The sequence below is a fragment of the Micromonospora sp. NPDC003816 genome (assembly GCF_042874705.1).
Taxonomy (GTDB): domain Bacteria; phylum Actinomycetota; class Actinomycetes; order Mycobacteriales; family Micromonosporaceae; genus Micromonospora.
Genome location: NZ_JBIANP010000002.1, coordinates 189,137 through 203,474, shown reverse-complemented (window position 1 = coordinate 203,474; position 14,338 = coordinate 189,137). Strand labels below are relative to the sequence as shown.

Below are 14,338 nucleotides of genomic sequence, written 5' to 3'. Positions count from 1 at the left end.
ACACCGCCGTACCGCCTCAGGTGAGGTGGTGCGTGGCCTCGGTGAGGAAGTCGCCCAGCGCGGCGGGGGAGTCGATGGTGAGGTCGGCGGCCTCGGCGACCTCGTCACCGGTCTCCGGGTTGGCCACCGCGACGCAGACGCCCAGGAAGTCGGGGTCGGCGGCGGCGCGGGCCCGCAACGCGGCGAAGGCCTTGATGTCGGAGACGTCGTCGCCGAAATACCAGGCACCGCCGACGCCCTGCACCAGCTCGCCGATCACCATGCCCTTGTCCCGGTCGACCGGCGGCTTGACCTCCAGCACCATCCGCCCGACCTGCAACCGCAGGCCGAGGCGCTCGGCCTGCGCGCGACCCCACTCCTCGATGGTGGCGGCCAACTGCGGGGCGGTACGCCAGTGCAGCGCCACGGAGAGCCGCTTGTACTCGACGAGGGCACCCGGCGGCAGCTCGGCACGGGCCAGGTCGGCGAGTTCGGCCATGGTCGGCACCCAGGGCAGCGCGGCCGGCTCGGTGACGGTCTCGCCGCCCGAGTGGCTGTGCTCCAGGCCGTAGAGCCCGTAGAGGTCGACGCCGGTGAGCCCGCCGAAGTGCTCGCGCAGGAATTCCACCGGACGCGCGGAGACGATCGCGATCCGCCGGACGACCGGGGCGAGTGTCTCGATCGCGGCCAGCACCTTCGGCGCGGGTTGCACCTGCGTGGGATCGTCGGCCACTGGCGCGAGTGTGCCGTCGAAGTCGAAGAAGAGGATGGTCTCGGCTGCCCGGTCGGCGGTTGTCTGCCAGGCCTGGTCGGCGTTCAACGGGGTCTTCGGCGGCTGGTTGCCCAGATTCAACGGCGGCACGCGCGTCAGCGTACCCCGGCTTCGGCCGGTCATTCCTGGCGTGGAGCAGGCGCGGTCGTCGGGCGGGGTCAGCGTTCGGCGCGCGGGGTCAGCGTTCGGCGGCTCCCCGGCCCCGACGTACGAAGGGCACCACGGCCGCTTCCTGGCCGTGGCTGAGCAGGTAGCCCTCCACGAAACCGGTGTTCCGGTCGCCGGTGTGGGCCTCGATGTCCCGGAGCCGCTCGACCAGGAACTCGGTGAGCGCGGTGAGCCGGTCGTCGAGCCGGTCGTGCAGCTCGGCGAGGACGGCCAGGACGATCGCGGTGGCCGCGGTGGTGAGCGCGAGAAGGTTCACGAGCAGGGGAAGCTGCCCGCCGTTCAGAGCCAGGGTGACCGCGTTCCCGGTGACGCAGAGCGTCAACGAGACCGTCGCGACCACGACCGCCATCCATTTCAGGGTCATGACAGACCCCCTTCTGTCCCGCAGGGCTGGGTTCGGCCTTGTCCCGTCCCCCCGCCGACGACGAGCCCAAGCAGTACGAATACGGACGCTAGCGCGCCCGTTCCGACCCCGTAGCGAAACGAATGAGGCTGACCTGCCGTTCTTTCGCCATCTGAGGAACTAACTGGCGGCGTCGCCTCGTTTTCGGACACCGGCCGGCAGGGTCGGGCGATATGCGAGATAACGAATGGTTTCTCTAATGTGGAACTTCTCCGCGTCGGAGACCTCCGGGTCGACCAGTCGACGCAGGAGCGCCTCGACGTCGGGGTCCATCGGCGGTGGCGGCGGGGCGGACCGGCGCGACGCCGTACGGTCCCAGCCGAGCGCCGCGAAGGCCGCAGCCGGGTCGAGCCCGAGCCCCTCGCAGAACGCGACCACCCGTTCCGCCTCCGGGTCGCTGGCCCAGTCGCCGCGGACCCAGCGGTTGATGGTCTGGCGTGAGACGCCGGTGCGGCGGGAGACCTCGGTGCCGCTCCACGCCCGGGTGGCCCGGGCCTCGTCGATGGCGCGTCGGACGAAGGTGGCGAAGGCGATCTTCCGCGCGTTGGCCGTCTCGGTCACGTGGTGACCGTACGGCGAATGCGCCTCATGAGAAGTCCCGGGCACGCCTTTGTCACGCTTGCGTGACGCTGATCCTGGCCTGGCAATTCGGGATGAAGCGCTGTTCTTGAGGGGTGTCACCTGGGCAGGATAGATGTCCGTGGGGGTCGAGGCAAACAAACGAAAAGCTGATACTGTCACGCCCATGGGACAACCTACGGTGTGTCACGTGAATGAGACGATAGGTGCTCAGCTGCGTCACGCGCTCGGTGCAAGGGGGGAGTGGTGACCGAACTCGCGACCCGTGCCCAGGCATTCGGTCTGATCGCGGAGGGCGTCGCCGCCGGCCTGATCGCGCCGTGGCGGCTCTATCTCGCCCGGGGCTGTCGCTACCTGTCGCTGTCCGTCGGTGACCGGGCCGAGTGGAACGCCTGGCGTACCCACCTCGGCTGCCCGGAACTCAGCGTCCGGGTCTACGACGCCGGCGGGGAGATCCGCCGCTCCTCGGTGGCCGAGGTGGTGGTGGACGGCTGCCGGATCAGCGTCGAGCTGGTCGAGGAGATCGGCACCGACGATCTCGACCGGTTGCTGATCGCCGACCCCACCACGGTCGAACCGGAGGAGAAGTGACGAGCGGGCGAGGAACCGGGGCCGCCGGATGAGCCCGTTCCTCGCGATCTTCCTCGTCCTGGTGCTGGCCGCCACGAGCTATGCCGCCGGTCGGCTGCACGGGCAGCTCAGCTACCGGATCGGCTACCGCTTCGGCTACCGCCAGGGGTACTTCGACGGTGACCGGGGGGCGTGGAACCGGCGTCGTCGGGACGCGCAGGCGGCCATCGCCACCGCACTCGCGGTGACCGCGCCCGCCAAGCGGGTCTCCGCCGGGGTGGTCCGACCCGGCACCACGTACACCGGATCGTCGTTCACGGAGCCGGCCGCCTCGGTTGTGGGGCGGCACCCGACCAGCACCCTGGTCCGGCGGACCGGCTGAGTCCGGTGACGGTGGGTCCACCGGCCGGGATGCGCGCAGGGGGCATGCATCCCGGCCGGTCCGCCGCCTGATCCGCCGGTGGCACCAGCAGTTAACGAAAGGCCACTAGCCGGGACGGGTGCGGGCGGCTAGCGTCTAGGCATGGCGCGGGATTGTCCCGAGCCAGCCGGCCCGCCCGGCCTGCGACCTCGCACACGGGGCCCGCATCCGACCCCGTGTCAGCCGGGCACCGGAGGAGGCGGACCGCGGGTGGCCGGGTGCCCATCCGCCGGAGCAGGCCTGTGACGACTCGCCGTACTACCCCCGGTGCCGACCAGAGCCCGGCCTCGACTGCCACGACTCGCCGCACCACCCGTAGCCGCCGGACCGCCGCGGCCGGGTCGGCGGACACCAGGGAGCCCCGACCAGCGGGCCAATCCTTCGTCCTGGACACCTCCGTGCTACTCAGCGACCCGGCGGCGTTCCACCGCTTCGCCGAGCATGAGGTGGTGCTGCCGCTGGTGGTGATCTCCGAGCTGGAGGGCAAACGACACCATCCCGAGCTGGGCTGGTTCGCCCGACAGTCGCTGCGCACGCTGGACGAGTTGCGGGTACGCCACGGCCGGCTGGACCGGCCGATACCCGCCAACGACGTCGGCGGCACGCTGCGGGTGGAGCTGAACCACACCGACGACGGGGTGCTGCCGCCCGGTTTCCGCAACGAGTCCAACGACGCCCGGATCCTCTCCGTCGCGTTGAACCTCGCCGCCGAGGGGCGGGAGGTGACACTGGTCAGCAAGGACATGCCGTTGCGGGTCAAGGCCGCCTCGGTCGGGCTGCGGGCCGACGAGTACCGGCACGGCCAGGCGAGCGACCCGACCTGGACCGGGATGGCGGAGCTGGAGTTGGGCGAGGAGGACATCTCCCGGCTCTACGGCGGCGAGACCATCGACGTGGACGCCGCCGCCGGCCTGCCCTGCCACACCGGTCTGGTGCTGCACTCCGCCCGGGGCTCGGCGCTCGCCCGGGTGTTGCCGGACAAGACCGTACGGCTGGTGCGCGGCGACCGGGAGGCGTTCGGGGTGCACGGGCGCTCGGCGGAGCAGCGGATCGCCCTGGACCTGTTGCTCGACGAGTCGATCGGCATCGTCTCGCTCGGCGGCCGGGCCGGCACCGGCAAGTCCGCGCTGGCGCTCTGCGCCGGGTTGGAGGCGGTGATGGAGCGTCGCCGGCACAAGAAGGTGATCGTCTTCCGCCCCCTGTACGCCGTCGGCGGCCAGGAACTGGGCTACCTGCCGGGGTCGGAGTCGGAGAAGATGTCGCCCTGGGCGCAGGCGGTCTTCGACACGCTCGGCGCGGTGGTGCACGAGAACGTCCTGGAGGAGGTCACCTCCCGGGGGCTGCTCGAGGTGCTGCCGCTGACCCACATCCGGGGTCGGAGCCTGCACGACGCGTTCGTCATCGTGGACGAGGCGCAGTCGTTGGAGCGGGGCGTCCTGTTGACCGTGCTGTCCCGGATCGGCCAGGGCTCCCGGGTGGTGCTGACGCACGACGTCGCGCAGCGGGACAACCTGCGGGTGGGCCGGCACGACGGCGTCACCGCCGTGATCGAGGCACTCAAGGGTCATCACCTGTTCGCGCACGTCACGCTCAGCCGATCGGAGCGATCTCCGATCGCCGCCATGGTGACCGACCTGTTGGAGGATGTCCCCCAATGATGCCCGTTTAGGGCGTTTTAGAGCTGTTATTTGCCGTGACCCATGTCACAATCGAGGCTGGCGGTTTCCCATCAGCCTCACCGTGCGCGATGGTGTCCAGCGGGCGCCCACGCACCTGACGCATCGTTGGTGATCGTTCGTCACTCCACGAGGGGGTCGGCCGATTCGCCGGGAAGCGGACGGGGTGCGTCTTCGGCCACCGGCCTCACCGGTGGCGGGCGCTCGCGGCACGCCTCGGCCCGGTATGGCCGTGGTCACGCCGCGTCCCTGACCCCGACGAAGGGATCACCACGTGAGTCGGCCATGGAGCCGGTTCACCGCCCGCGCCACAGCCGTAGCGCTGCTGAGCATGGGCGTGGCCGGCGGTTTCTACCTCAGCGAGGACCGCCAGTCTCAGCGCCAGGGCCCAGGCGCGCAGGTGGCCGGAAGTGTCACCGAGATCGACGTCGAGTACCGACAGGAGTCGCAGCGGGTCTCCCGTCAGGTTCGCGCCGCTCGGGAACAGGCCACCGAGACCAGGAAGCGGGCCCGTGCCGCCGCCGAGAAGGCCCGCAAGGCCGAAGAGGCAGCGCGCAAGAAGAAGGCCGAGCAGGAGCGGAAGGCCCGAGAAGAGGCCGCGGCGCGTGCCGCCTCCCGGCCGTACGACGGTCCGATCCCCGCCTCCTGCGCGGAGTACGGCGGCAACCGCAAGATCGGTTGCGCCATGATGATCGACGCAGGATTCAATATCGACCAGTTCCCCTGCCTCGACAAGCTGTGGAACAAGGAGAGCGGCTGGAACCACAAGGCCCGCAACCCCTCCTCCGGCGCCTACGGCATCCCACAGGCGTACCCGGGCAACAAGATGGCCTCGGTCGGCGCCGACTGGCAGACCAACCCGGCCACCCAGATCACCTGGGGGCTCGGTTACATCAAGGGCCGATACAGCAATCCCTGCGGCGCGTGGGCGAAGTCGCAGAGTTCGGGCTACTACTGAGTCCCACCTGAGCACCTTGACGACGGCGGTACGCGGCACTCGCGTACCGCCGTCTTCGTCCCCGGTGGTGGGCGAAAAGTGGCGGCTGCCCGCGATTGCTGATAGCTCTTGACGGGTGACCCTGCAGCCCGGAAGCGGCGACCCCCACCGGTTCGGCACCGATGCGTTCTACGCCTCCATCGGCCGGGCCTTCGTCGCCATGTGCGCGGTGGTGCCGGTCCTCTTCCTGATCGAGGGTCTCGACCAGTGGCTCGGCGCCGGCTTCGACGCCGCCGCCGGCATCATCCCGCAGCGCATCGACGGGCTGGACGGCGTCTTCTTCTCACCGTTCCTGCACCACGGCTTCGACCACCTCTACAGCAACAGCATCCCGCTGATCCTGCTCGGCACCTTCGTGCTGGCCGCGGGCGCCCGCCGGTTCCTCTGGTCGACCCTGGTGATCGTGCTGGTCAGCGGGCTGGGTGTGTGGTTCACCGGCTCGCCCAACACGATCGTGGTGGGCGCCAGCGGTGTCATCTTCGGCTACCTCGGCATCCTGCTGACCCGGGGCATCTTCGAGCGGAGCTGGTGGAACTTCGCCGTCTTCCTGCTGGTCGGCCTCCTCTACGGCGGCCAGTTGGTCGGCGTCCTGCCCACCGACGAGCGGATCTCCTGGCAGGGACACCTGTTCGGGCTGCTCGGCGGCATCGTGGCCGCGATCATCTTCCGGCGTCGCCGGACCGACCTCGACGGGCCGTACCGCTCCGAGTCCCCGATGACGATGCCCTGACCCCGTCGCCGTCACGCCGCCGGGCCCGAGCGGCCGCGCCGATCCGGCCACCGAGCGCGGCGACCGCCACCGCCACCAGCGTCAGCGCCGCGCCGAGCACCGTACTCGTCGCCGGGCGGGTCTGCGCGGAGGGCAGCAGCACGTCCAGCAGCACCGCGCCGACGACCTGACCGGCGACGGTGGCCAGGCCGAGCAGCAGCACGCCGGTGAGGCGGACCACCGCCGCCGCCACCGCGATGAAGGTCACCCCGATCGGCCCGCCCAGATAGAGCCACGGCTCGGCGGGCAGGTCACCGGCGGGCACACCGCGTACGGCGAGGCTGACCGCGAAGACGGCCAGCAGGGCGGCCGTACCGACGGCGAAGTTGACCAGCGTGGCGGTCACCGTGCTCCGGGTGGCCTCGCGGACCCGCCCGTTCACCGCCTGCTGCCAGGCCACCCCGACGCCGGCCAGCAGCGGCAGCAGGGCCAGACCGATGGTGGCCGGTTCGGCCAGCCGATCACCGACGGCCAACAGCACCGCGGCCACGGTGAGGACCGCACCGGCGAGCCGGGCGAGGGTCACCGGCTGCGGCCCGCTCGGGCCGACCCCGGCCCGGTCCACGACGAGGCTGCTGCCGGACTGTCCGGCGACCACCGCCACGGTGAACACGGCGACGCCGAGCGTACCGACGGTGGCGCTCTGGGTGAAGACGAGGAACGCCCCGCAGACCCCGCCGAGGCACTGCCAGGGCCGCAACCTGCCGGTGCCGAGCGTGGCGCGCAGCGCGGTCAGGCCCCGACGCCCGTTCCCGGTGGCGACGCCGAGCACCACCAGCACCAGCAGCCCCAGGCCGAACGAGACCAACGCGGCGGCGACCCCGTCGTCGAGCCGTACGCCCAGCTCGCCGTTGATCCGCGACTGGGTGGCGACGGCGACCCCGGCGACGGCTCCCAGCGCCACGGCACCGGCCCGCCGACCGGCCGACACCGTCGGCCCGGTCGCCGTCGCGCCCTGACTCAAGCCTGTTGGTCCAGGGGGCGGCCGTCGAAGTCCACCGCCGAATAGAGCGCCAGCTTCTCCAACTTGTGGAACGAGTCGATCACCCGGATCGTGCCGCTCTTGGACCGCATCACGATCGACTGCGTGTACGCCCCACCCGAGCGGTAGCGCACACCCTTCAGCAGGTCACCGGAGGTGACACCGGTCGCCACGAAGAAGCAGTTGTCCCCGGTGACCAGGTCGTCGGTGGTGAGCACCCGGTCCAGGTCGTGCCCGGCGGCGAGCGCCTTCTCCCGCTCGGCGTCGTCGCGTGGCCAGAGCTTGGCCTGCATCATCCCGCCCATGCACTTGAGCGCGCAGGCGGCGGTGATCCCCTCCGGGGTGCCGCCGATGCCCATCAGCACGTCGACGTCGGACTCGCCCCGGGCGGCGGCGATGACACCGGCGATGTCGCCGTCGGAGATGAACCGGATGCCCGCCCCGGTACGCCGGATCTCCTCCACCAGCCCGTCGTGCCGGGACCGGTCGAGTACGCAGACCGTCACCTCGTCGAGGCCGGTGCCCTTGACCTTGGCGATGCGGCGCAGGTTGTCGGCCACCCCGGCGTTGATGTCGACCACGTCCGCGTACGCCGGGCCGACCGCGAGCTTCTCCATGTAGAACACGGCGCTCGGGTCGAACATCGCACCCCGTTCGGCGACCGCCAGCACCGCGAGCGCGTTCGGCATGCCCTTGCTCATCAGCGTGGTGCCGTCGATCGGGTCGACCGCGACGTCCACCTCCGGGCCGGTGCCGTCGCCGACCTCCTCGCCGTTGAAGAGCATCGGGGCGTTGTCCTTCTCGCCCTCGCCGATCACCACGACACCCTTCATCGGGATCGAGTTGATCAGCTTGCGCATGGCGTCGACGGCGGCGCCGTCGCCGCCCTCCTTGTCACCCCGGCCGACCCAGCGACCGGCGGCCATCGCCGCGGCCTCGGTCACCCGGACCAGGTCGAGGGCGATGTTGCGGTCGAGGTTCTGTGGGGTACGCGTCCTGGCGGTCGTCATGAACGGCTCCTCCTCGCGGCGGTGCGGGGTTGACCGGGCCGGGTCCTGCCGGCTTCGTTCCTGATCCTCACACGATGGCGGACCCGCGACCGGGGCGGGGCGGTGATGGGCCGGATACCGCCGGTCGGGCGGCTGCGAGAATGGCCCGGTGGAACCCGCACAGCCTGCCGACCGCGCAACCGCAGACCAGCCGTCTACGGCCGAGCAGCCGACCGTCGACCGGGCCGCCGGACCGGACGTACCCGAGGACCGGCCGGAGCCGACGCGGACCGCCGGGGAACCGGCGGCCGAGACCGCCCCGGGACGCTCCGAGCGCAGACCCCGCGACATGGCCATCTCGCTGTTGGTGCTGCTGGTCCCGATCGCCCTGCTGATCGCCTTCTCCCGGGGCTTCCTCGGTGGGGACGCGCCGAGCACGGTGAACCCGACCCCCGCCTTCGATCAGGCGCGCTCGGCCGCCGCCTTCCCGGTCTCCGAGCCGTCCGGGCTGCCCGACGGGTGGAAGACCGTACGTGCGGCGTACCGGACCACGGAGGAGGGCGCGACCCTGCGGGTGGGCTATCTCACTCCCGAGGGGCGTGGTCTGCAACTCGTGCAGAGCAACGTGCCGCCGGAGCGGCTGCTGCCCACCGAGCTGACCGAGCAGGGGCGACCGCAGGGGCAGGCCGACCTCGGGTCGGGCGCCTGGCAGCGGTACACCGGGCGGGGCAACGAGCAGGCATTGGTGTTGCTCGAACCGGAGCGGACCGTGATCGTCGTCGGGGACGCCCGGGACAACGAACTGCGCGAGATGGCCACCGCCGTCGACTGAGCCTGCTTCGTGGTGATTGCGGGCGGCGTCGGCAGGGAACAGGAGAGGCGAGCCACCGGCGCGGGAAGCGTCGGGTGACCGCTGGGAGACACCGATGACCATTCGCAGACTGAGCGCCGGTCTCATGGCCGCCGCCTTGCTCACGCCTGGAGTCGCCGCCTGCACAACCTCCGGTGACACCGCGCCCACCACCACTGCCACACCGTCCGCCACCGGCTCCGGCGCACCCGCCGCGGACTCCGAGGCCAAGCAGGCGCTGCTGGACTCGACCAAGGAGATCAGCAACGGCAACTTCCGGTTCACCATGTCCGGCGTCGGCTCGGTCGCCGAGGGCCAGGTGCACCAGCCGAGCCAGAGCGCCGAGATCCGGGTACGCCTGGGCGAGCCGACCGACGACCTGGCGATCAGCCTCGACCTGATCCACGCCAAGCCGGACAGCTGGGTCAAGGTGGACCTCAAGGGCGGCGCCGCGACCAGCGTGCCCGGCCTCGACCGGCTGAACCTCGGCAAGTTCCAGCACCTCGACCAGAGCCGGATCCAGGGTGACCGCAACCTCGGCTTCGACTTCGACAAGGTCGACCCGGCCGGGAGCGCCGCGCTCACCCAGGCGGTCACCGAGGTGCAGCGCACCGGTGACGGCACCTTCTCCGGCACCATCGACGTCTCCAAGGCCGCCGAGGCAGGCTCGCTGGACCAGGGCGTGGTCACCGCGCTCGGCCCGGAGGCCAACGCGGTGCCCTTCACCGCCACCACCGACGCGCAGGGCCGCCTCACCGAACTGGTGCTGCGGATGCCGCCGACGGGGGCCGCGGCCGGCCAGGAGATCAAGATGACGTACAGCGACTACGGCAACGCGACCGCCGCGCAGAAGCCCCCGGCCGACCAGGTCGTCGAGGCGCCGCCGGAGTTGTACAACCTGTTCAAGTAAGCGGTCCCTCGCGGGGCGGCGACGAGACGCGGCGGGAGCCTTCCGGCTCCCGCCGCGTCGTGTCCGGGGTACGTCCAGGCGTCAGGTCGTCGACTCCTGGCGGGCGGCGTCGATCCGGGCACGGGCGCCGTCGAGGCGACTCTGGCAGATCACCGCCAACGCCTCACCGCGCTCCCACAGGGCCAGCGACTCCTCCAGCGACGTCCCGCCGGCCTCCAGCCGCTCCACCACCGACGCCAGTTCGGCACGAGCCTGTTCGTAGCTGAGCCGCTCGTCCGACCCGTCGGTCTTCTCGTCAGTCATCGCTTGCCTCTCCCACAACAGGGCCGACAGGTCAGGGGTTCACGGTGGCCGACAGTTCGCCGTCGGCGACGCGTACCCGCAGCGGGTCGCCGGGTGCCACGTCGCCGGCGGCGCGGACCACGTGGCCGTCGGCGCGCTGCACGATGGCGTACCCCCGGTCCAGGGTGGCGGCCGGTGAGAGCGCGCGCAGCCGGGCCAGGGTGTGCCGCAGGTCGTCGTCGGCGGCGGCGATGCGGTGGTCCAGGCAGCGCACGGCCCGCTGGCGCAGGGCGGCCAGGTCACCGGCCCGCTGCTCCACCATCACCTGCGGGCGGGCCAGCGCCGGACGGGAGCGCAGCGCCTCGATCCGGTGCGACTCGCGGTCGACCAGGTGGTGCACCGCGCGCCGCAGCCGGTGGCGGGCCTGCCCGATCAGGCGTACCTCCTCGGCCAGGTCGGGCACCACCCGCTTGGCCGCGTCGGTCGGGGTCGACGCGCGGACGTCGGCCACGTAGTCGACCAGCGGCGCGTCCGTCTCGTGGCCGATCGCGCTGACCACCGGCGTACGGCAGGCGAACACCGCCCGGCAGAGGGCCTCGTCGGAGAAGGGCAGCAGGTCCTCGATGCCGCCACCGCCCCGGGCCAGGATGATCACATCGATGCTCGGGTCGCCGTCCAGCACCTTGAGCGCGTCCACGATCTGCGGCACGGCACCCGGGCCCTGCACGGCCACGTTCACCGTCCGGAACTCCACCGCCGGCCAGCGGCGACGGGCGTTGGTGAGCACGTCCCGCTCGGCGGCGCTGGCCCGGCCGGTGATCAGCCCGATCCGCTGCGGCAGGAACGGCGGCCGGCGCTTGCGGGCCCGGTCGAACAGCCCCTCGGCGGCGAGCAGCTTCTTGAGCTTCTCCAGCCGTGCCAGCAGCTCACCGAGACCCACCTGCCGGATCTCGTCGGCCCGCAGGCTGAGCGTGCCCCGGGCGGCATAGAACTCCGGCTTGGCGTGCAGCACGACGCGGGCGCCCTCGCGCAGCTCCGGCGCGCCGGTGTCGAGCACGTCGCGGTTGGTGGTGACGGTCAGGCTCAGATCCGCCGACGGGTCACGCAACGTGAGGAACACGGTGCTGGCGCCGGGCCGCCGGCTGATCTGCGCCACCTGCCCGTCGACCCAGACCCAGCCCAGGCGCGCCACCCAGGCGCCGATCTTCTGACTGACCACGCGCACCGGCCACGGCTCCTCCGCCGTGCTGGCCCCTGTGCCGGCAGCCGTCCCGCTCCCGGTCGCCGTCCCACCCGTACTCACCCGCCCACCCTAAGCCCACCCACCGACCGCCTCGCTGATCACGACCGGGGCGGCGGCCGACGGGGTCGGCGGCGGGGCGCGCGCGGTGCCGGGGGCGCGGGCGGCACGTACGATGGGGGCGTGACTGAGGGCGAGAGGACTTCCGGGACCGGTAAGCGCGTGCTGCTCGCGAAGCCCCGTGGATACTGCGCGGGCGTCGACCGGGCGGTGCAGACCGTCGAGGAGGCGCTCAAGCTCTACGGTGCCCCGATCTACGTCCGCAAGGAGATCGTGCACAACAAGCACGTGGTGCGGACGCTGGAGGCCCAGGGCGCGATCTTCGTCGAGGAGAACGAGGAGGTCCCCGAGGGGTCCACCGTCATCTTCTCCGCGCACGGCGTGGCGCCCGAGGTCTACGAGCAGGCGAAGGAGCGGTCGCTCAAGGCGATCGACGCGACCTGCCCGCTGGTGACCAAGGTGCACCACGAGGCCAAGCGGTTCGCCGCCGAGGACTACGACATCCTGCTCATCGGCCACGAGGGTCACGAGGAGGTGATCGGCACCTCCGGCGAGGCCCCCGACCACATCCAGTTGGTGGACGGCCCCGAGGACGCCGACCGCGTCACCGTGCGCGACCCGAGCAAGGTCGTCTGGCTGTCGCAGACCACGCTCTCGGTCGACGAGACCCTGGAGACCGTGGCCCGGCTCAAGAAGCGGCTGCCACTGCTCCAGTCCCCGCCCAGCGACGACATCTGCTACGCCACCAGCAACCGGCAGCACGTGGTCAAGGAGATCGCGGCCGAGTGCGACGTGGTGCTCGTGGTGGGGTCGCGCAACTCCTCCAACTCCGTACGGCTGGTCGAGGTGGCGCTGGACGCCGGTGCCCGCGCCGGACACCTGGTCGACTTCGCCCACGAGATCGACGACGCCTGGCTGACCGACGCCCGGACGGTGGGCCTCACCTCCGGCGCGAGCGTGCCGGAGGAACTGGTGCAGCAGGTGCTCGCGCACCTCGCCGAGCGCGGCTTCGCCGACGTCGAGGAGGTGGTGACCGCCAACGAGCGCCTCACCTTCTCGCTGCCGCAGGAACTCAAGCGCGACATGAAGGCCGCTGCGGCGGCCCAGAGCTGATCCGTCGGCACGCGCCGATGGAACGGTTGACCTTCCGGACACGTCAGACCGGCATGAGGACCCTTCGGATCGCCGCCACCGCGCTGATCGTCTGCACGGCGCTCGTCGCCTGCGGCGGTCAGGACGCCGGGACCGGCCCCACCACCGCCCCGACCCCGACGGGAGCGTCACCCGTGACCGAGCTGCCGACCCCGGATCCGACCGGCCCCGTGCCCCCGCCCTCCGACCCGGTGGACCCGACCGCCCCGGTCAGCCCGCCGCCGGCCGGCACGACCCGGGGCGTGCCGACCTCGCCGCCGGTCACCGGTGAGATGACGCTCACCGGTCGGGTCGAGGCCGGCGTGGAGCCCGGCTGCCTGCTGCTCGACGGCTACCTGCTGTTGGGCGGGCCACGTGACGTACTCACCTCCGGTGCCTCGGTGACGGTGACCGGTCGGCCCAACCCGAGCCTGATGACGACGTGCCAGCAGGGCACCCCCTTCCAGGTCGCCACCGCCAAGCGCGGCTGACCCACCCCACCCGCGCTGCGGTACGCGCCCCCGGGCGCGCACCGCAGCGCCCTGTCGATCATGGAGTTGTGGCGAGGGTTTGGGTGCTATATGCGCCTTTTATCTTTGCCACGAGTCCATGATCGGCGAGGTGTCGTCCGGTCCGTCGAGGGGCCACGGGGAAGATCGGTTGCTGGCAGGATGCGGCGGTGCGTCCTCGATGGATACTCCCCGCCGGCGCGGCCGTGCTCGTCGTACTCCACGTCCTCGGTTTGCTCGCCGCAGTGCCGATCTTCCGGCCCGCCGAACTCGTGGCACTGTCGGTGCTGGCGGTGTACGCGCTGCTGGTGGGCGCGCCCGAGCCCCGCTGGGCGGTGCCGCTGGCGCTCGTCGCACCGGTCGTCGACGCGTACCGCACGATGCCCGCCGACCCTTCCGACGGGCGGCAGTGGCAGGTGTTCCGCCCCGGACCACTGGACCTGGACGTCGCCTTCGACACGGGCCTCCGGGCGACCTGGGCGCCGCTCGTCGTCGTCCTGGTGCTGACGCTGGTCGCGCTATGGGGGCACGAGCGTCCGGTGCGGCGGGTGGTGGCCGGTGCGGCGGTGGCCGCCGTGCTGGTGACCGGTTACGTGGTCGTGCTGGTGGTGCGGGTGCACCTCGCGGGGCGGGACGCCGAGTCGCGGCGGGCCGGGGACGACGGATGGGCCGGCACGGAGATCAGCGCCGCGTCGGCCCCGTTCCTGCTCGCGCTGGCGGCGATCGGGTTGGCCGCGTTGCTTCTCGGGCGTGGCAGGTCCAGCCCGGCCGGGTGGGCCGGTCGTCGGCTGGCCGTGGCCGGTGCCGTACTGCTTGTGCCGGCTGCTCTGCTGCACCTGGACGCGGCCCTCGGCATGCTGCCGTTGCCCTATCCGTCGGGTGAGGGGATCTTCCTCACCGCCGGAATCACCACCGGCCCGACGCTGTCGGCTCCGGTTTCGGCGCTCACCGCCGCCGTGGAGCTGACCGCCTACCTCCTGCTCGCGGCCGGTCTGACCACCCCCCACCCGCCCTACTCCGACTAACCGCGCCAAAAGTCCATGATTGGCGG

At 71.8% G+C, this 14,338-nt stretch carries 17 protein-coding genes; 10 read left to right on the top strand and 7 right to left on the bottom strand.

Annotated elements, in window-relative coordinates:
• Nucleotides 1-16 precede the first annotated feature (16 nt).
• The 3 genes from otsB to ACFYTT_RS07150 form a co-directional block, all read right to left on the bottom strand.
• Nucleotides 17-841, bottom strand: a complete 825-nt coding sequence (gene otsB, locus ACFYTT_RS07160; protein WP_131053568.1) for a trehalose-phosphatase — start codon at nt 839-841, stop codon at nt 17-19.
• Between the two features lie 88 nt (nt 842-929).
• Entirely contained in the window at nt 930-1,283 is a 354-nt protein-coding gene (locus ACFYTT_RS07155) for a hypothetical protein (RefSeq protein ID WP_131053569.1), read from the bottom strand.
• 159 nt (nt 1,284-1,442) lie between these two features.
• A complete protein-coding gene (locus ACFYTT_RS07150) occupies nt 1,443-1,883 on the bottom strand; it encodes a helix-turn-helix transcriptional regulator (RefSeq protein WP_131053570.1) in 441 nt (146 codons plus the stop codon).
• 264 nt (nt 1,884-2,147) lie between these two features.
• Here ACFYTT_RS07150 and ACFYTT_RS07145 point away from each other — a divergent pair, with 264 nt between their 5' ends.
• From ACFYTT_RS07145 to ACFYTT_RS07125, 5 genes are all read left to right on the top strand, one after another.
• The gene (locus ACFYTT_RS07145; RefSeq protein ID WP_131053571.1) at nt 2,148-2,492 is read left to right on the top strand and encodes a hypothetical protein; all 345 of its coding nucleotides are present in this window, start codon (nt 2,148-2,150) and stop codon (nt 2,490-2,492) included.
• 28 nt (nt 2,493-2,520) lie between these two features.
• Entirely contained in the window at nt 2,521-2,853 is a 333-nt protein-coding gene (locus ACFYTT_RS07140) for a hypothetical protein (RefSeq protein WP_131053572.1), read from the top strand.
• Between the two features lie 281 nt (nt 2,854-3,134).
• Nucleotides 3,135-4,550, top strand: coding sequence for a PhoH family protein (locus ACFYTT_RS07135; protein ID WP_131053573.1), 1,416 nt, complete (start codon nt 3,135-3,137; stop codon nt 4,548-4,550).
• Nucleotides 4,551-4,842: 292 nt separating this feature from the next.
• Nucleotides 4,843-5,526: a lytic transglycosylase domain-containing protein gene (locus ACFYTT_RS07130; protein ID WP_176092569.1), complete on the top strand. Its 684-nt coding sequence runs from the start codon at nt 4,843-4,845 to the stop codon at nt 5,524-5,526.
• Nucleotides 5,527-5,641: 115 nt separating this feature from the next.
• Nucleotides 5,642-6,295, top strand: a complete 654-nt coding sequence (locus ACFYTT_RS07125) for a rhomboid family intramembrane serine protease (protein WP_131053575.1) — start codon at nt 5,642-5,644, stop codon at nt 6,293-6,295.
• Here ACFYTT_RS07125 and ACFYTT_RS07120 read toward each other — a convergent pair.
• Both ACFYTT_RS07120 and glpX read right to left on the bottom strand, forming a co-directional pair.
• Entirely contained in the window at nt 6,225-7,265 is a 1,041-nt protein-coding gene (locus ACFYTT_RS07120; protein WP_387258641.1) for a DMT family transporter, read from the bottom strand. The genes ACFYTT_RS07125 and ACFYTT_RS07120 overlap by 71 nt on opposite strands.
• 29 nt (nt 7,266-7,294) lie before the next feature.
• A complete protein-coding gene (gene glpX, locus ACFYTT_RS07115; protein ID WP_131055994.1) occupies nt 7,295-8,326 on the bottom strand; it encodes a class II fructose-bisphosphatase in 1,032 nt (343 codons plus the stop codon).
• A 148-nt stretch (nt 8,327-8,474) separates the two neighbouring features.
• On the opposite strand from glpX, the gene ACFYTT_RS07110 reads away from it, so the two are divergent.
• Complete coding sequence (locus ACFYTT_RS07110) at nt 8,475-9,137, top strand: DUF4245 domain-containing protein (RefSeq protein ID WP_131055996.1); 663 nt, start codon at nt 8,475-8,477, stop codon at nt 9,135-9,137.
• Between the two features lie 94 nt (nt 9,138-9,231).
• Nucleotides 9,232-10,065 carry a hypothetical protein gene (locus ACFYTT_RS07105; protein WP_131055998.1) on the top strand — a complete coding sequence of 278 codons (834 nt, stop codon included), beginning with the start codon at nt 9,232-9,234 and terminating at the stop codon, nt 10,063-10,065.
• An 81-nt stretch (nt 10,066-10,146) separates the two neighbouring features.
• Here the strand turns inward: ACFYTT_RS07105 and ACFYTT_RS07100 are convergent, their stop codons facing one another.
• Together ACFYTT_RS07100 and xseA are read right to left on the bottom strand one after the other, a co-directional pair.
• Complete coding sequence (locus ACFYTT_RS07100) at nt 10,147-10,368, bottom strand: exodeoxyribonuclease VII small subunit (RefSeq protein WP_131056000.1); 222 nt, start codon at nt 10,366-10,368, stop codon at nt 10,147-10,149.
• 31 nt (nt 10,369-10,399) lie between these two features.
• Nucleotides 10,400-11,650, bottom strand: coding sequence for an exodeoxyribonuclease VII large subunit (gene xseA / locus ACFYTT_RS07095; protein ID WP_131056002.1), 1,251 nt, complete (start codon nt 11,648-11,650; stop codon nt 10,400-10,402).
• A gap of 120 nt (nt 11,651-11,770) precedes the next feature.
• Here xseA and ACFYTT_RS07090 point away from each other — a divergent pair, with 120 nt between their 5' ends.
• The 3 genes from ACFYTT_RS07090 (at nt 11,771) to ACFYTT_RS07080 (ending at nt 14,312) form a co-directional block, all read left to right on the top strand.
• Nucleotides 11,771-12,760, top strand: coding sequence for a 4-hydroxy-3-methylbut-2-enyl diphosphate reductase (locus ACFYTT_RS07090; RefSeq protein WP_131051942.1), 990 nt, complete (start codon nt 11,771-11,773; stop codon nt 12,758-12,760).
• A 53-nt stretch (nt 12,761-12,813) separates the two neighbouring features.
• Nucleotides 12,814-13,269 carry a hypothetical protein gene (locus ACFYTT_RS07085; RefSeq protein WP_176092571.1) on the top strand — a complete coding sequence of 152 codons (456 nt, stop codon included), beginning with the start codon at nt 12,814-12,816 and terminating at the stop codon, nt 13,267-13,269.
• A 188-nt stretch (nt 13,270-13,457) separates the two neighbouring features.
• Nucleotides 13,458-14,312, top strand: coding sequence for a hypothetical protein (locus tag ACFYTT_RS07080; RefSeq protein WP_387258027.1), 855 nt, complete (start codon nt 13,458-13,460; stop codon nt 14,310-14,312).
• Nucleotides 14,313-14,338 lie beyond the last annotated feature (26 nt).